This is a genomic window from Pseudomonas sp. DWP2-2, from assembly GCF_049897065.1.
Lineage (GTDB): Bacteria > Pseudomonadota > Gammaproteobacteria > Pseudomonadales > Pseudomonadaceae > Aquipseudomonas > Aquipseudomonas paracarnis.
In genome coordinates, this window is the sequence record NZ_JAFCVN010000002.1 from 273,070 (window position 1) to 289,205 (window position 16,136).

At 61.4% G+C, this 16,136-nt stretch carries 13 protein-coding genes; 3 read left to right on the forward strand and 10 right to left on the reverse strand.

Annotation, left to right across the window (positions count from 1 at the left end; genetic code table 11):
* Window positions 1–17 precede the first annotated feature (17 nt).
* Window positions 18–2,537, reverse strand: coding sequence for a glycerol-3-phosphate 1-O-acyltransferase PlsB (gene plsB / locus ACP7CZ_RS05235; protein ID WP_054897126.1), 2,520 nt, complete (start codon window positions 2,535–2,537; stop codon window positions 18–20).
* Between the two features lie 180 nt (window positions 2,538–2,717).
* Between plsB and ACP7CZ_RS05240 the strand changes: the two genes are divergently transcribed.
* Window positions 2,718–2,927 carry a cold-shock protein gene (locus tag ACP7CZ_RS05240; RefSeq protein ID WP_034126819.1) on the forward strand — a complete coding sequence of 70 codons (210 nt, stop codon included), beginning with the start codon at window positions 2,718–2,720 and terminating at the stop codon, window positions 2,925–2,927.
* A 119-nt stretch (window positions 2,928–3,046) separates the two neighbouring features.
* Here the strand turns inward: ACP7CZ_RS05240 and ACP7CZ_RS05245 are convergent, their stop codons facing one another.
* The 4 genes from ACP7CZ_RS05245 to ACP7CZ_RS05260 form a co-directional block, all read right to left on the reverse strand.
* Window positions 3,047–3,424, reverse strand: a complete 378-nt coding sequence (locus tag ACP7CZ_RS05245) for a hypothetical protein (protein WP_034126820.1) — start codon at window positions 3,422–3,424, stop codon at window positions 3,047–3,049.
* A 54-nt stretch (window positions 3,425–3,478) separates the two neighbouring features.
* Complete coding sequence (locus ACP7CZ_RS05250) at window positions 3,479–4,288, reverse strand: putative RNA methyltransferase (protein ID WP_054897127.1); 810 nt, start codon at window positions 4,286–4,288, stop codon at window positions 3,479–3,481.
* Entirely contained in the window at window positions 4,288–5,439 is a 1,152-nt protein-coding gene (gene dapE, locus ACP7CZ_RS05255) for a succinyl-diaminopimelate desuccinylase (protein WP_060764510.1), read from the reverse strand. Before dapE ends, ACP7CZ_RS05250 begins: the two co-directional genes overlap by 1 nt.
* 224 nt (window positions 5,440–5,663) lie before the next feature.
* A complete protein-coding gene (locus ACP7CZ_RS05260; RefSeq protein ID WP_197901036.1) occupies window positions 5,664–8,255 on the reverse strand; it encodes a glycosyltransferase in 2,592 nt (863 codons plus the stop codon).
* Between the two features lie 217 nt (window positions 8,256–8,472).
* On the opposite strand from ACP7CZ_RS05260, the gene tcdA reads away from it, so the two are divergent.
* Complete coding sequence (gene tcdA, locus ACP7CZ_RS05265; RefSeq protein ID WP_371262607.1) at window positions 8,473–9,282, forward strand: tRNA cyclic N6-threonylcarbamoyladenosine(37) synthase TcdA; 810 nt, start codon at window positions 8,473–8,475, stop codon at window positions 9,280–9,282.
* A gap of 632 nt (window positions 9,283–9,914) precedes the next feature.
* Here the strand turns inward: tcdA and ACP7CZ_RS05270 are convergent.
* The 4 genes from ACP7CZ_RS05270 to ACP7CZ_RS05285 form a co-directional block, all read right to left on the reverse strand.
* A complete protein-coding gene (locus ACP7CZ_RS05270) occupies window positions 9,915–10,328 on the reverse strand; it encodes a SufE family protein (protein ID WP_054899095.1) in 414 nt (137 codons plus the stop codon).
* Complete coding sequence (locus ACP7CZ_RS05275) at window positions 10,325–11,530, reverse strand: aminotransferase class V-fold PLP-dependent enzyme (RefSeq protein WP_197900957.1); 1,206 nt, start codon at window positions 11,528–11,530, stop codon at window positions 10,325–10,327. Before ACP7CZ_RS05275 ends, ACP7CZ_RS05270 begins: the two co-directional genes overlap by 4 nt.
* A gap of 68 nt (window positions 11,531–11,598) precedes the next feature.
* Window positions 11,599–12,633, reverse strand: coding sequence for a 2,3,4,5-tetrahydropyridine-2,6-dicarboxylate N-succinyltransferase (dapD, locus tag ACP7CZ_RS05280; protein WP_034126827.1), 1,035 nt, complete (start codon window positions 12,631–12,633; stop codon window positions 11,599–11,601).
* Window positions 12,634–12,664: 31 nt separating this feature from the next.
* Window positions 12,665–12,973: an arsenate reductase gene (locus tag ACP7CZ_RS05285; protein WP_229999207.1), complete on the reverse strand. Its 309-nt coding sequence runs from the start codon at window positions 12,971–12,973 to the stop codon at window positions 12,665–12,667.
* 279 nt (window positions 12,974–13,252) lie between these two features.
* Here ACP7CZ_RS05285 and ACP7CZ_RS05290 point away from each other — a divergent pair, with 279 nt between their 5' ends.
* A complete protein-coding gene (locus tag ACP7CZ_RS05290) occupies window positions 13,253–14,896 on the forward strand; it encodes a Na+/H+ antiporter (RefSeq protein ID WP_294170707.1) in 1,644 nt (547 codons plus the stop codon).
* Between the two features lie 11 nt (window positions 14,897–14,907).
* Here the strand turns inward: ACP7CZ_RS05290 and dapC are convergent, their stop codons facing one another.
* Window positions 14,908–16,107 (reverse strand): succinyldiaminopimelate transaminase, encoded by a 1,200-nt coding sequence (gene dapC / locus ACP7CZ_RS05295; protein WP_034126829.1) that lies wholly within the window; start codon window positions 16,105–16,107, stop codon window positions 14,908–14,910.
* Between the last annotated feature and the right edge of the window lie 29 nt (window positions 16,108–16,136).

Below are 16,136 nucleotides of genomic sequence, written 5' to 3' on the forward strand. Positions count from 1 at the left end.
CCGGCGCCTCAATCAGTCTAGCGCTGTGCTTCAGGATTGACGGCAACCGGTTCGGCCGCAGCCTCGGCTGCGCCGTCCACGCGGTGCAAGGCAACTTGGCGGATCGACAGGCGAATATCCGCCGGCAGTACGCGTTTGGCGGCGCCTTCGGCCAGTTCGCCGAGCAGGTCGTGATAGCCCAGCTTGCCGGCTTCATCGCGGCGCAGCACATCTTGCTCCAGCAACGTCTGGATAAAATGTCGGAAAAGACTCTTGTCGAAGAATTCCGGGGCATTGAGGCCGTGCAGGATCGACAGGCGCTGGGCCATGATCGTGCACAGGTCTTCCAGCTCTTCGGCGCTGATGCTGTTCTGGCCGCTGTTGAGCAGTAACGAGATCGCCATGTAGAAACGTTGCAGGGTCTGGGCGATGCTCTTGGACAGCAGCGTCAGCAGCACAAAGTGCCGCGAACTCGGCGCCGGGCGCAGGTATACGGCGTTTTCGAAACGCAGCAGGCCTTGTTCGACAAACGCGTCCAGCCACTGGTCCACCACGCTGTCCAGATCCTCCAGCGACCAACGGATAAACAGCTCCGATTGCAGGTACGGGTAGAGCGCGTGGGTGTAGCGCAGGATCTGTTCGCGGGTCATGCGCGAACTGCTCTGGAAGAAGCTCGCCAGCAGCGCTGGCAGGGCGAAGATGTGCAGCACATTGTTGCGGTAGTAGGTCATCAGGACGGCATTCTGCTCATCCAGATAAACGATTTTGCCCAAGGCGTCGCTCTGTTCGGACAACAGGTTCATGTCCTTGACGTGCTTGATCAGCGCCAGGCCATCGCCATCCGGCAAAGTGGTATGGGGCGAGTAGGGCACACGACGCAACAACGCCAGGTACAGGTCCAGTTGGCGGGCCATGGCCTGTTCATCCAGCGCCAGGCGAGTGGTGGACAGTAGCGCCAGCGCGACCAGGTTCACCGGGTTCACCGCAGCGGCTTCGTTCAAGTGGCGCGCCACCTGTTCGCCGAGGCGATTGGTGGTCTCGTTGAGCCACGCCGGTTTGTAGTTCGGCCCCAGTTCCTGGGCGCGCCAGTCCGGTTGCTCGGCGTCGAGGAACTCCGCCAGCTTGATCGGCTCACCGAAGTTGACCGCCACTTGGCCGAAGCGCTGCTTGAGCGCGCCGACCACTTTGAAAATATCGAAGATCGACTCTTTCTTCTTGCTCGCGCCACGCAGTTCGCCCAGGTAAGTGCGGCCTTCGAGCACGCGCTCATAGCCGATATACACCGGCACGAACACGATGGGCATGCGCGAGGAACGCAGGAAGCTGCGCAAGGTGATCGCCAGCATGCCGGTTTTCGGTTGCAGCATGCGCCCGGTGCGCGAGCGCCCGCCTTCGACGAAGTATTCCACCGGGAAACCCTTGGTAAACAGGGTGTGCAGGTATTCGTTGAACACCGAGGTGTACAAAGGGTTGCCCTTGAAGGTGCGGCGCATGAAAAACGCACCGCCACGGCGCAGCAGGCTGCCGATCACCGGCATGTTGAGGTTGATGCCGGCGGCGATGTGCGGCGGGGTCAGGCCGTTCTTGAACAGCAGGTAGGACAGCAGCAGATAGTCGATGTGGCTGCGGTGGCAAGGCACGTAGATCACCTCGTAGCCTTGGGCCACCTTTTGCACGCCCTCGATGTTATTGACCTTGATACCGTCGTAGATCTTGTTCCAGAACCAGCTCAATACCACTTCCAGGAAGCGGATCGCGGTGTAGGTGTAATCCGAGGCAATCTCGTTGCCATAGCGCAGGGCCAGGGCCTTGGCTTTTTCCGGGGCGATCTTTTCGCGTTCGGCTTCATCCGCAATGGCTTGGCGTACCAGCGGCATATTGACCAGGCCCTTGACCAGATTACGCCGGTGGGACAGGTCGGGGCCGATCACTGCCGTCTTCAGGTTACGGAAGTGCACACGCAGGATGCGCTGGGCCATGCGTACGGTGCGTTCGTGGCCTTTATTGTGCTCGATCAATTCACGCAGGTTGATAGGCGCGGAGAATTGCACGCGGGTCTTGCGCCCCAGGATCAGGATGCTCAACAACCGGCGTAGACGCCCGGTGACCGCCCAGCTGTCGGCGAACAACAGCTTCCACGGGCTGGACTCGCTTTCGGGGGATTGGCCCCAGAACACACTGACCGGAATGATTTGTGCATTCTCTTCGGCGTGTTCAGTGAGGGTGTTGACCAGGCGCGTCAGGGTCGGCGGCGCACCGCGCTTGTCCTGGCGGCCGAGCCAATCCGGGTCTGGCGTGAGGTAGAAGAACGCCGCAGGCTCCATCAACGGCCCCACCGACACCGGCAGCACCGGACGTGGCAGGCCAGCCTTGGTGCACTCGGCATCGACCACCGCCAACTCGGTGAGGGAGGGTGATTGCAGGACGTAGAAAACCGGCCGGCTGCGGTCCAGGTTGAGGGTTAGGGACGACTGGTTGATCGTCTCCGAGCGAACCCAGAGGTACAACAGTCGGCGCAAGGTGCCGAACACCAGACGGCGGAACGGGGAGCGGGTCATAGGCGAGCTGCTTCAAGTGGAAAAAACCGAGCAGGCGCTCGGGCGGGTAGTGTGCCGTATTCGCCGAAAATCGGCAAAAAAGCAGCGATGTAAAGTTGAGTTGATGGTTTTTGAGCCTGTCTTATACTCGGCAGTTCAATGCGAGCGACTCAACAATAAAAAACCAGTGGGAGTGAACAGATGTCAACGCGCGAAACCGGCAATGTGAAGTGGTTCAACGATGCAAAGGGCTACGGCTTTATCCAGCGTGAGGATGGCAAGGATGTGTTTGTGCACTACCGCGCCATTCGCGGTGAAGGCCACCGTTCGTTGGCCGAGGGCCAGCAGGTGGAGTACGCCGTGGTGACGGGCGAGAAGGGCTTGCAGGCGGAGGATGTGGTGGGCCTGTAACAACTTTGTTTGATCGTTCCCACGCTCTGCGTGGAAACGCCTCTTGTGACGCTCCGCGTCACGCTTTGGGACGCAGAGCGTCCCAGGCTACTTTCCCACGCAGAGCGCGGGAACGATCTTCAGGCGGTCTTCCAGGTGATCTGTTCTTCACCGTCTTCGCTGATGCGAATCCAGGTGTCGGCACTTTCCTCACCTTCTTCCTCAACCCAGGTGCCCGGCGCGCAACGCACTTCGACGTTCAGCGCGGCAAACGCGGCGCGGGCGCAGGCGATGTCGTCGTCCCACGGGGTCTGGTCGCTTTCCAGGTACAGGCTGTTCCATTTGCCCACCGCCTTGGGCAGCCAGGTCACCGGCACGCTGCCGGCCTTGCACTTGTAGGTCTGGCCTTTCTGGACCCAGTCGGTACACGGGCCGAGTGCGGCGCCCAGCCAGGCAGCGATGGCCTTGTGATCGACGTCGGCGTCCTTCAGGTAAATCTCAATATCGGGTTGGCGCATGGATGTTCCTCGTTGCGGGATTCGAAAATCCATTCGCGGATGGGTGAACGTCAGTCATTGAAGCACGAAATAATCGTAACGCATCGACACCGTGACCTGCAGCGGCTCGGCCGCCTCGATCACCTCGTGGCGGCGCTCGGCACTGGCCCGCCAGCCGTGGGGCGTCATCGCCAGCAGGTTGGCGCGGTCCTGGGGTTCGGCCAGGCTCAGGGTGAATTCCAGGGTTTCACTGTGAGCAAGGCTCATACCGTCCGGCACCAGGGCCAGGTGTTTGTCGTCGGTGTACTCGCGTACCTCGTCGTAAAGACGCTCGCGCAGTTCCATCAAGTGGCCGCTGGTCGGGCCGACCTTCATCAAACCACCGCCGGGACTGAGCAGGCGCTTGGCCTCTTGCCAGTCCAACGGGCTGAACACGCTGGCGAGGAACTGGCAGCTGGCATCGGCCAATGGCACGCGGGCCATGCTGGCGATCAACCAGGTCAGCGCCGGGTTGCGTTTGCACGCGCGCTTGACCGCTTCCTTGGAGATATCCAGGGCATAGCCATCGGCGTGGGGTAGGGCCTGGGCAATTTGCGCGGTGTAGTAACCCTCGCCACACCCAATGTCGACCCAGCGCTGCGGTGCACGCTCGGCGGCCAGTTCGGCCAGGCGCTTGGCCACTGGCGCATAGTGGCCAGCGTTGAGGAAGTCGCGGCGCGCCTCGACCATGGCCAGGTTGTCGCCTGGGTCGCGGCTGTTCTTGTGCTGCACCGGCAACAGGTTCAAATAACCCTGGCGCGCGCGGTCGAAGCGGTGCCCGGCCGGGCACGCCACGCCATTGTCCACGGTATTGAGCGGTGCACTGCAAATGGGGCAGGCAAGCATCAGGCGAGCAACTTGATCAGGGTCTGGTAATAGATTTCGGTCAGCACGTCGAGGTCGCTGGCCAGGATGCGTTCGTTGACCTGGTGGATCGTCGCGTTCACCGGGCCCAGTTCGACCACCTGGGTGCCCAACGTTGCAATGAAGCGCCCATCGGAAGTACCGCCACTGGTAGACGCCTGGGTCTCGCGCCCGGTGATCGCCAGGATGCTGGCCGACACTGCATCCAACAGAGCGCCTGGCTCGGTGAGGAACGGCAGGCCCGACAGCGCCCACTCCACGTGCCAGTCCAGGCCATGTTTGTCGAGAATGGCCGCGACGCGTTGTTGCAGGCCCTCGACGGTGGATTCGGTGGAAAAACGGAAGTTGAACACCGCCGTCAGGTCACCCGGGATCACATTGGTGGCGCCAGTACCGGAGTTGAGGTTGGAAATCTGGAAACTGGTTGGCGGGAAGAACGCGTTGCCGTCATCCCAATGCTCGGCAGCGAGTTCGGCCAGGGCCGGTGCGGACAGGTGGATCGGGTTCTTTGCCAGATGCGGGTAAGCCACATGGCCCTGTACACCGCGCACGGTCAAGGTGGCGCCAAGGGAGCCTCGGCGGCCGTTCTTGACCACGTCGCCCACCAGGCTGGTGCTCGACGGTTCGCCGACGATGCACCAGTCCAGGCGCTCGTTGCGTGCGGCCAGGCGTTCGATCACGGCCTTGGTGCCGTGGTGCGCCGGGCCTTCTTCGTCGCTGGTGATCAGGAAGGCGACCGAACCCTTGTGGTCCGGGTAGTCGCTGACGAAACGTTCCGCCGCCACCAGCATCGCCGCCAGGCTGCCTTTCATGTCCGCCGCCCCACGGCCGCAGAGCATGCCGTTGTCATCGATCAACGCGTCGAACGGGTCGTTCTGCCAGGCCTGTACCGGGCCGGTCGGCACCACGTCGGTGTGACCGGCAAAACACAGCACCGGGCCTTCGTGCTTGCCGTGGGTGGCCCAGAAGTTGTCCACATCTTCGATGCGCATCGGTTCAAGCGCAAAACCGGCGTCGCCCAGGCGCTGCATCATCAGCTTCTGGCAATCGGCATCGATCGGTGTGACCGACGGGCGACGGATCAGGTCGATGGCAAGTTGAAGGGTCGGCGAAAGGTCGGCATGGGCCGTCATGGGGGGAACTCCGGAAATCGAGGCGGCGACGTTCTAACTGTAGGAGCGAGCTCGCTCGCGAAAAACTCAAGGGCACCGCGTGCATTCAGGATGCCCGCGTTATCGTTAACGATTTTCGCGAGCAAGCTCGCTCCTACAGTGATGGGTGTAAGGCACGCAAAAGGGCCGTTATCTTATAGCAAAACGGCGGCCAAAGGCCGCCGTTTAGTGCATCGCGTGACTTTTTACGCCGCCGGCGCAGCCTCAAGCGCCGTCGAAGGTTTGGGCAGCGACGACAAGAACGCCATGATCAGCGCCGCCACGTACGGCAGCGACTGTACCAGCAACATTACCACCCAGAAGCGAATGTCATTGCTCGGCAGGCCTTGCACCAGGTAGATCCCCAGCGCCGCGCCCCATAGCAGCAGCATGATGAACATTTCTTCGCGGGCTTCGGAAATCGCCACCCAGAAGCCGTGGTTATCCGCGTTTTTCGGTGTACGAAAGAACGGAATGCTGCTGGTGAAGAAGCCGTACAACACCGCTTTGGCGATGGTATGAGACAGCGCCAACCCGGCCAGTGCCGCGCAGAACGCATCTTTCAAGTTCACACCTACCGCACGACGATAGAGGAAGATGATCTTGCCGACTTTGAACACAAACAACGCCAACGGCGGGATCGCGAAAATCAGCAATGGCGGGTCGACCCGAGTCGGCACGATGATCATCGCCGCAGACCACAACAGGGCGCCGACGGTAAAGAAGATGTTCATGCCGTCGGCCACCCACGGCAACCAGCCCGCAAGGAAGTGGTAGCGCTGGCCACGGGTCAGTTCGGTGTCTTTACCGCGCAACAGGCTGGCGGTGTGGCGCTTGATGATCTGGATCGCGCCATAGGCCCAGCGGAAACGCTGTTTCTTGAAATCGATAAAGGTATCCGGCATCAAACCCTTGCCGTAGCTGTCGTGGTAGTACGCCGCAGACAGGCCTTTTTCGAACACGCGCAGGCCCAGTTCGGCGTCTTCACAGATGCACCAGTCGGCCCAGCCCAGCTCTTCAAGCACCGAGCGGCGGGTCATGGTCATGGTGCCGTGCTGGATGATCGCGTCACGGTCGTTACGGGTGACCATGCCGATATGGAAGAAGCCTTTGTATTCGGCGTAGCAGAGCTTCTTGAAGGTGCTTTCGTTCTGGTCGCGGTAATCCTGGGGCGACTGCACCACGGCGATTTTCGGGTCGGCGAAGTGCGGCACCATGTGCTTGAGCCAGTTCGGCGATACGCAGTAGTCCGAGTCGATCACTGCGATCACTTCGGCATCCTTGGCGGTGTGCGGGATCAGGTAGTTCAGCGCGCCGCCCTTGAAACCGGCCAGGGGCGCGACGTGGAAGAACTTGAAGCGCGGGCCGAGGGTTTCGCAGTAGTCGCGCACCGGCTCCCACACCGCCGGGTCCTTGGTGTTGTTGTCGATGATCAGGACTTCATAATCCGGATAGTCGAGGGCGGCCAGGGCGTCGAGGGTCTGCTTGACCATTTCCGGTGGCTCGTTGTAGCACGGCACGTGGATCGACACTTTCGGGCGGTAGTCCGAGTCGCCTTCCACGGGCAGGAATTCACGCCGGCGCTTGTGGGTCCACACCGCTTCTGCCAGCTCATGGGCTTCGGTCAGCAACACAATGAACACGCCCAGGGCGCCGAGTGCCAGCAACACCCCGACCGTCACGCTGAACCAGGTGCTGTATTGCTGGCTGTAGTCGTAGCCGATCCAGACCAGCACCGACCCGCACAGGAACGCAATGAAGGTCAGGAAGGTACGGCCCCGCTGGCGCAGGGCCGAGCCGTCGATCATCAACAGGGTCAGGGACAGCAGCGCAAGCACCACCGAACCGATGGCCAGTACCCGCCATTGCGGAATCGCCACCACCGGGCCGTCAAAATTGAATTTCTGCTGGCGCGCGGCATTGAATACACCCCAATACGCACCCGCCGACCCTTCGTCGCTGACCTTCCACGGCTGGTCGAAGGCCTCGATCACAAAGTAGTTGTAACCCTGGCGGTTGAGCTTGTTGACCAGCGTACGCAGGTAAATCGCCTGGTCGGCCGGCGACGACTCATTGCCACCGCGCATACGGCCGTTGCTCGGCCAGCCCACTTCCGATAGCAGCAGTGGCTTTTTCGGGAAGGCTTTCTTCAGGTCCTTGGCGCGGTCGAGAACGTACTGGCCGGCCTTGTCCATTGGGATGTATTCCCAGAACGGCAGGATGTGCGCGGCGATCAGGTCGACGTGCTTGGCCAGTTGCGGGTTCTTTTCCCAGATGTGCCATTGCTCGGAGGTGGTCACCGGGACTTTCACGGCGGCGCGCACGCGGTCGAGCAGCACGATCAGGGCTTCGGGGGTGATTTCTTCACGGAACAACGCTTCGTTGCCCACCACTACGCGCACGACGCTGCGCGAGGTGTTGGCGATCTCGATAGCGCGCTGGATCTCCCGCTCGTTACGCTCAAGGTCCGGGCTGATCCAGATCCCCAGGGTCACGCGCAGGCCAAACTCTTCGGCCAGCTTGGGTATATCCCCCAGGGGGCCGTCCACCGAGTAGGTACGGATGTTGTCCGTCAGCTTGCTCATGATCGCAAGGTCCTGACGCATCTGTTCGTCGGTAGGGTACTGGCCTTTCTGCGGGTACTGGCCTTGCTGGAACGGCGAGTAGGAAAAACCGGAGATCTGATCGGGCCAGTTGGGAGCGGTGACCGGGCGGTTGATCAGCGCCCAGAAACCGGTGAACAGCGCGGCAATTGCCAGCACCACCACCAGGTTGAGTCCAAATTTACGCGATGCCATGGTTATGTCGGGTTCCAAAGGGTGCGGAACGAAAGAGGTGTCGGCCTGCGCCGAACGGCGCGCATCCTACACTGGCGCTTCCCTGAGCGTACAGCAGACAGAGAAAAGCCGGACGTTAGTCTGCGAAACTCCATCTAAGTTCTTCACTTGTAACTTGTAGCTTAAAACTTGCCGCTCCGTAGCCCTATAATGCGCGCCGGTTTTTGGGGTAATGATGATGAGTACAGAAGATCCGCGGTTTGCAGGCGTCGCCCGCTTGTACGGGCTTGAGGGCCTGGAGCGCTTGAAAGCGGCCCATGTGGCGATTGTCGGCGTCGGCGGCGTGGGTTCCTGGGCGGCGGAAGCGATTGCCCGCTGCGGGGTGGGCGAGATTTCGCTGTTTGACCTGGACGATGTCTGCGTCAGCAACAGCAACCGCCAGTTGCATGCCTTGGACAGCACCGTGGGCAAGCCCAAGGTCGAAGTGATGGCCGAGCGTTTGCGCGGTATTAATCCTGAGTGCACCGTGCACGCGGTGGCAGACTTCGTCACCCGCGACACCATGGCCGAGTACATCACCCCGACTATCGACTGCGTGATCGACTGCATCGACGCGGTCAACGCCAAGGCGGCGCTGATTGCCTGGTGCAAGCGTCGCAAGATCCAGATCATCACTACTGGCGGTGCCGGCGGGCAGATTGACCCCACGCTGATCCAGGTATGCGACCTGAACCGCACCTTCAATGATCCGCTGGCGTCGAAAGTACGCTCTACCTTGCGCCGCGATTATGGCTTTTCGCGCACGGTGACCCGTCATTACAGCGTGCCCTGCGTGTTTTCCACCGAACAACTGCGCTATCCCAAACCCGATGGCAGTATCTGTTTGCAGAAGAGTTTTGTCGGCGACGGGGTCAAGCTTGACTGCGCGGGAGGGTTTGGCGCGGTGATGATGGTCACCGCCACGTTCGGCATGGTGGCGGCGACCAAGGCGGTGGACAAGATTGTGGCGGGAGTGCGCAGGCCGTCGGAGCGCATCAAACCCAGCTAAATCTCATTGCCGAACATAGATCCAGATTGTGGGAGCTGGCTTGCCTGCGATAGCGGTGTGTCAGCCACTGAAAATACTGACTGATTCGCCGCTATCGCAGCATAGGTATCTACACAACTTCGGCACGACGCTAAATCTGTGGCGAGGGAGCTTGCTCCCGTGACGGCCTGGCAGCCGACACAGATATAACTGATGCCCCGCGATCCAATGTGGGAGCTGGCTTGCCTGCGAAGACGGCCTGACAGTCAACACAGTTGGACCGTGTACATATCCATTCCTGCGGTAGCGGCCACTTAGGGTTCCGCTTTTACAGCGGCTCACTTTTGAAAAGCGCAAAAGTAAGCAAAACGCTCTTGCCCCACCACTCGGCACCTCGCTTAGGCTCGGTGTGCCCGTAATCCGCCAGTGATTTGGGGGGCCGCCGCCACGCGCCATCCATGGCGCGGGGCGGCTAAACCGGCATCCCTGCCGGTTTACCCCCCAAATCCCTGTCGAATTCCGGCCAGCGTGGTTTAACGGGGCGCCTAAGATCAAAAGCAGATCAAGAGCGGCTCGCTTCGCATCGTGGTTACCGTTGAGCTAACAGAGTTATGTAGATACCTATGGCTATCGCAGGCAAGCCAGCTCCCACATTATTTCTGTGTACGCGTCAGGTCTCGCATGCGTTGCAGTACGGCATTCAAGCCATTGCTGCGCGACGGCGATAGTTGGCGCGACAGGCCCAGTTGATTGAACCAGCCAGGCAGGTCGACCGCTTGCAATTGATCAGCCGACAACCCATTGACCCGTGCCAGCAGCAACGCCACCAACCCGCGAATCATCCGTGCCTCGCTGCTCGCAGCAAACTGCCAATGGCCATCCTGCAAGCGCCCCACCAGCCACACCAGGCTTTCGCAACCTTGCACCAGGTTAGCATCGACCTTTTCGTCATCAGCCAGGGCGGGCAAGCGTTCACCCCATTGCATCAGCATCCGTGCGCGCTGCTCCCAGCTGCCCACGGCCTGGAAGGCTTCCAGCGCGGCTTGTGCCTCCAGCGGCAAGCTCATCGCAGCATGTCCAGCGCCTGGTCCAGCGCTTCAAAAAAGCGTTCCAGGTCGTCGGAATCGTTGTAGAGCGCCAGGGAAACGCGGATAGCGCCTGACAGATGCATTGCCTTCAACAATGGCATCGCGCAGTGATGACCGGCACGCACTGCAATGCCTTGCTCGGTCAGCAGGTGGGCGAGGTCGGCGTTGTGCACGCCCTCCACCACAAAACTCACCAGCGCCACCTGCGGCGATCCCAGCACGCGCACGCCATTGCGTGCCTTAAGCCCACGCAGCAGGTAGTCATGCAGGGCGGCTTCGTGGGCGATCACCGCCGAGGCATCCAGCGAGCTCAGGTAATCCAGGCTCGCGCCCAGGCCGATCACGCTGGCAATCGGTGGGGTGCCGGCTTCAAAGCCCAGCGGCGCGGGGCGAAAGCTGGCGCTGTGGTAGTCGGCCTGTTGCACCATCTCGCCGCCGAACTGCCAGTGGCGCAGGTGGTGCAGGGCCTCATTACGGCCATACAGCACGCCGACGCCGTCCGGGCCGTAGAGTTTGTGGCTGGAGAACACGTAGAAGTCGCAGCCCAGGGCCTGTACGTCGTGGCGGCCATGGACGATGCCTTGGGCGCCGTCCACCACCGTGAGGGCGCCATGTGCCTGGGCCAGCGCCAGCAAGGCTTGCAGCGGCTGCCAGGCACCGAGCACGTTGGACAACTGGCTCACCGCCAGCAGGCGCGTGCGCGGGCCAATCAAGCGGGCCGCGGCGTCCAGGTCGATTACGCCTTCATCGTCCAGGGGTAATACCACCAGCGTGAGCGCGCGGCGTTTGGCCAATTGCTGCCAGGGCAACAGGTTGGCGTGGTGTTCCAGGGCGCTGATGGCAATCTCATCGCCCGCATTGAATAAGTGTTCCAGGCCATAGGCCAGGAGGTTCAGCGCAGACGTTGCGCCGTGGGTAAACACAACCTGCCCGCTGTCACCTGCGTTCAACCACTGCGCGACCTTGCTGCGGCTGTCTTCAAAGGCCTGGGTAGCATGGGCCCCGGGCAAATGCTGGGCACGGTGCACATTCGCTGCGCCATTGGCGTAGTAATGATTGATGGCATCCAGCAGGGCTTGGGGTTTTTGCGTGGTGGCGGCGCTGTCCAGATAGATCTGGTCTTGCCGTTGCAGGGTGGCGATGGCCGGGAAGTCGGCGCGCCAGGGGGAGGGCACAAGCATGGTGATCAAGACTCGTATAAGCGGGCCGCCCCCGAGGGTGCGGCCCGCTAGTGGCATCGAGTGGCTGCTTAGTTGTGAGCGTGCAGCGCTTCGTTCAGTTCGATGGCCGATTTGTGGGTTTTACACTCCACGGCACCGGTCTCGGAGTTACGACGGAACAGCAGGTCCGGCTGGCCAGCCAACTCGCGTGCCTTGACCACCTTGACCAGTTGGTTCTGCTCGTCCAGCAGGGCAACCTTGGTGCCGGCGGTGATGTAGAGGCCCGACTCCACGGTGTTGCGGTCGCCCAATGGGATACCGGTACCGGCGTTGGCGCCGATCAGGCAGCCTTCGCCCACCTTGATCACAATATTGCCGCCGCCCGACAGGGTGCCCATGGTGGAGCAACCGCCGCCCAGGTCCGAGCCCTTGCCGACGAATACGCCCGCCGATACGCGACCTTCGATCATGCCCGGGCCTTCGGTGCCCGCGTTGAAGTTGACGAAGCCTTCGTGCATCACGGTGGTGCCTTCGCCCACGTAGGCGCCCAGACGGATACGTGCAGCGTCAGCGATACGCACGCCAGCCGGTACGACGTAGTCGGTCATTTTCGGGAACTTGTCCACCGAGAACACTTCCAGCAGGTCGCCACGCAGGCGCGCTTCCAGTTGGCGCTCGGCCAGTTCATTGATGTCGATAGCGCCCTGGCTGGTCCAGGCCACGTTCGGCAACTGCGGGAACACACCGGCCAGGCTCAGGCCGTGGGGCTTGACCAGGCGATGGGACAGCAGGTGCAGCTTGAGGTAGGCCTCAGGCGTGGAGGTCAGTGCGGCGTCTTCGGCCAGCAAGGTCGCGACCAGCGGCGTGTGGCTTTCAGCCAGGCGGCTGAGCAGGGCGGCCTGGGCAGCATCGACGCCTTTGAGCGCGTCGGCCAGTTGCAGGGCCTGGCTCACGGTGAAGGTGATCGCCTGGTTGCCTTCGGTGTAACCGAGGATCGGTGCGATGGCGGCAACGATTTCAGCCGACGGGTTGAGCAAGGGTTGTGCGTAAAACACTTCCAGCCAAGCACCTTGGCGGTTCTGAGTGCCGACGCCGAAGCCCAGGCTGAACAGGGAATTGGACATGCTGTTACCTCTACAAAAATGGAAGGCTGGCCTACTTGAGGGCCGCCGAATAACTATCTGGCTTGAAGCCAATCAGGGTTCTGTCACCGAGATCGAGCACCGGGCGCTTGATCATCGAGGGTTGTGCGAGCATCAATTCAATGGCTTTCGACTGATCGAGATCGGCTTTGCGTTCGTCTTCGAGTTTGCGAAAGGTGGTGCCCGCACGGTTCAAAACCACCTGCCAACCGTGCTCGTTGCACCATTGGGTCAAGTGTTCGCGGTCGATACCGGCCGTTTTGTAGTCATGGAACTCATAGCTCACCCCGTGCTCATCGAGCCAGGTGCGCGCCTTTTTCATGGTGTCGCAGGCTTTGATGCCGAAAAGGTGCAAGGTTTTGCTTGAAGCACTCAAGGAATTGCCCCCCTTTGGACGTATGAAAATGAAAGATCGCCGATTATGCCACGACCAGCGGGTTTCGGCGCCGCTCGTCAACAGCGTGCGACTTTTGTGCAAAGTGCCAGTGCGCAGCATAGGCGAGTAACATAGCCAGGTAACATAGCCGGGTAATATGGCACTTCAACGGCCAGTTGTTGCCTGATGTGTCGTTGCAAGCCGATTGTCCGGGAAACCCGCGTTATGCAAACCGCCTACACCGTTCTTATCCTGCTGATGCTGGTCAGCTTTTCGCGCCTGATCGGGCGCATCATTCCACTGCCCTTGCCCCTGGTGCAGATCGCCGCCGGCGCCTTGCTGGCCTGGCCCACGTTGGGGCTGCATGTGGCGCTGGACCCTGAGCTGTTCCTGTTTCTGTTCCTGCCGCCACTGTTGTTTTCCGATGGTTGGCGCATGCCCAAGCGTGAGTTGTGGCACCTGCGTGGCCCGATCCTGACATTGGCGGTGGGGCTGGTGCTGTTCACCGTGGTGGGCGCCGGTTACTTCATTCATTGGTTGCTGCCCTCGATCCCCTTGCCGGTGGCCTTTGCCCTGGCAGCGGTGCTCTCGCCGACGGACGCTGTGGCGGTGTCGGCCATTTCCCAGAACCGTTTGCCCAAGCCGCTGATGCACATGCTCCAGGGCGAGGCCTTGATGAATGACGCGTCGGGCCTCGTGACTTTCAAGTTCGCCCTGGCCGCTGCGTTGACCGGGGTCTTTTCCCTGGCGGATGCCAGCCTGACGTTTGTGTTAGTGGCGGTGGGCGGGCTGGCGATCGGTGTGGCGTTGAGCTGGCTGGTCGGCCGCCTGCGCGCCTGGATGATCGCGCGCGGTTGGGACGACCCGGCGACCCATGTGGTGTTCATGTTGTTGCTGCCCTTTGCTGCGTACGTACTGGCTGAACGCCTGGGCGCGTCCGGCATCCTCTCGGCGGTGGCAGCGGGCATGATGCAAAGCTGGCTCGACCTGCTGCCGCGCCAGACCAGCACGCGCCTGCTCAACCGCAGCGTGTGGTCGTTGCTGGAGTTTGCCTTTAACGGCCTGATCTTCCTGCTGCTCGGTCTGCAACTGCCAGACATCATCAAGGCCGTGGTCAGCCATGAAACCACGCTGTGGCCCACCTTGATGTATCGCTGCCTGGATGTGGTGGCGATCTTTCTGGTGCTGGTGGTATTGCGCTTCATCTGGGTGCAAAGCATCTGGCGGCTGTCAGGGTTGCTGCGCAGGCTACGTGGCAAAAGCGCGCTGACCCTGGTGCCGACGGCCCGTTCCTGCTGGTTGTTGACCGTCGGCGGTGTACGCGGTGCGGTGACCCTGGCGGGCGTCATGTCGGTGCCCTTGCTGTTGGCGCCTGGCCAGGATTTCCCTGAGCGTGACCTGCTGATCTTTATCGCTGCCGGTGTGATCCTGTTATCACTGGTCGCTGCCTGTATCGCGCTGCCGCTGCTGTTACGCGGCGTCGAGAATAGCCCGGATGAAAAACGCCACAAAGAAGTGCGCGAAGCCTGGAAAAAGACCGCCGTGGCCGCGATTCATGCACTGGAGGCCGACGAGCCAGCCGAGGCCGAAACGCCGGACGCCGCCCAGGCGGCATTGGCTACCGAACTGAAGGCACGGCTGATGTCGGAATATCGCCATCAATTGGAAGTCTTCAACGATTCGGCTGAAGCTCAGGCGCTGGCGCAGCAAATGGACCTGCTTGAGCGCAAGCTGCGGCTCAAGGCTCTGCGCGCGCAACGGTTGGAGTTGTACAGCTTGAGCCGTCACCACCAGATTGGTGATGACGTATTGAGGGAGGTGCTGGCGGAATTGGATATGAGCGAGGCGAATTTGGGTCACATGAAGTGACCCGTAAGCCCTTAACGGCGACGCTGGATAAAGTCGCGAATCCGCTCAGCCGCTTCCACGCATTCGGCCAACGGCGCAACCAATGCCAGGCGCACACGCCCCGCACCTGGGTTAAAGCCGTCCACTTCCCGCGACAGGTAAGAGCCCGGCACCACCGTCACATGTTCTTCCACGAACAAATCGCGGCAGAAGGCGGCGTCATCGCCTTGTACATTCGGCCACAGGTAAAAGCCGCCGTCCGGGCTTTGCACGTCCAGCACCGGCTTGAGGATCGCCAGCACTGCGTCGAACTTCTCGCGGTACAGGTCACGGTTGGCCAGTACATGGGCCTCGTCCTGCCAGGCGGCGATGCTGGCCAACTGGGTTTGCACCGGCATCGCGCAGCCATGGTAGGTGCGGTACAGCAAAAAGGCCTTGAGGATCTCGGCGTCGCCGGCCACGAAGCCTGAACGCAGGCCTGGCAGGTTGGAGCGCTTGGATAGGCTGTGGAATACCACACAACGCTTGAAGTCCTGACGGCCCAGTTCGACGCAGGCGCTGAGCAGGCCCGGGGGTGGGGTTTGTTCGTCGAAGTACAGTTCGCTGTAGCATTCGTCGGCGGCGATGACGAAATCGTATTTATCGGCCAGGGCGATGAGTTTTTTCAGCGTGGCGACTGGAATCAGCGCACCGGTCGGGTTACCGGGGGAGCACAGGAACAGGATCTGGCAACGTTTCCAGATATCCGCAGAGACAGCATCGAAGTCTGGATTGAAGCCGTTGCTATCCAGGCACGGCAGGTAATGCGGCTTGGCCCCGGCCAGGAACGCGGCGCCTTCGTAGATCTGGTAGAACGGGTTGGGGCTCACAACCAGTGCATCGTCGCCACGGTTGACCACGGTCTGGGTGAAGGCAAACAGCGCCTCGCGCGTACCGTTGACCGGCAGGATGTTGCGCGCCGGGTCCAGCCAGCCCTTGGGCACGTTGAAGCGGCGTTCGCACCAGGCGCCGATGGCTTCACGCAGTGCCGGGATACCCAACGTGGTGGGGTACACCGCCATTTGATCGAGGTTATTGCTCAAGGCCTCGGCAACGAAGGCCGGTGACGTGTGCTTGGGCTCGCCGATGGACAGTGCGATCGGGCGTTTGTCCGGGTTCGGCGTCACGCTGCCGAGCAGGGCGCGCAGCTTCTCGAAGGGGTAGGGCTGCAACTGGTTAAGGGCGTTGTTCATATAAGCCTCTATCACGGTGAGCGCGGATC

What these genes read in the sequence shown, in the direction of transcription:
- plsB (WP_054897126.1), bottom strand. Translation starts at nt 2,537, where the DNA reads ATGACCCGCTCCCCGTTCCGCCGTCTGGTGTTCGGCACCTTGCGCCGA.
- ACP7CZ_RS05240 (WP_034126819.1), top strand. Translation starts at nt 2,718, where the DNA reads ATGTCAACGCGCGAAACCGGCAATGTGAAGTGGTTCAACGATGCAAAG.
- ACP7CZ_RS05245 (WP_034126820.1), bottom strand. Translation starts at nt 3,424, where the DNA reads ATGCGCCAACCCGATATTGAGATTTACCTGAAGGACGCCGACGTCGAT.
- ACP7CZ_RS05250 (WP_054897127.1), bottom strand. Translation starts at nt 4,288, where the DNA reads ATGCTTGCCTGCCCCATTTGCAGTGCACCGCTCAATACCGTGGACAAT.
- dapE (WP_060764510.1), bottom strand. Translation starts at nt 5,439, where the DNA reads ATGACGGCCCATGCCGACCTTTCGCCGACCCTTCAACTTGCCATCGAC.
- ACP7CZ_RS05260 (WP_197901036.1), bottom strand. Translation starts at nt 8,255, where the DNA reads ATGGCATCGCGTAAATTTGGACTCAACCTGGTGGTGGTGCTGGCAATT.
- tcdA (WP_371262607.1), top strand. Translation starts at nt 8,473, where the DNA reads ATGAGTACAGAAGATCCGCGGTTTGCAGGCGTCGCCCGCTTGTACGGG.
- ACP7CZ_RS05270 (WP_054899095.1), bottom strand. Translation starts at nt 10,328, where the DNA reads ATGAGCTTGCCGCTGGAGGCACAAGCCGCGCTGGAAGCCTTCCAGGCC.
- ACP7CZ_RS05275 (WP_197900957.1), bottom strand. Translation starts at nt 11,530, where the DNA reads ATGCTTGTGCCCTCCCCCTGGCGCGCCGACTTCCCGGCCATCGCCACC.
- dapD (WP_034126827.1), bottom strand. Translation starts at nt 12,633, where the DNA reads ATGTCCAATTCCCTGTTCAGCCTGGGCTTCGGCGTCGGCACTCAGAAC.
- ACP7CZ_RS05285 (WP_229999207.1), bottom strand. Translation starts at nt 12,973, where the DNA reads ATGAAAAAGGCGCGCACCTGGCTCGATGAGCACGGGGTGAGCTATGAG.
- ACP7CZ_RS05290 (WP_294170707.1), top strand. Translation starts at nt 13,253, where the DNA reads ATGCAAACCGCCTACACCGTTCTTATCCTGCTGATGCTGGTCAGCTTT.
- dapC (WP_034126829.1), bottom strand. Translation starts at nt 16,107, where the DNA reads ATGAACAACGCCCTTAACCAGTTGCAGCCCTACCCCTTCGAGAAGCTG.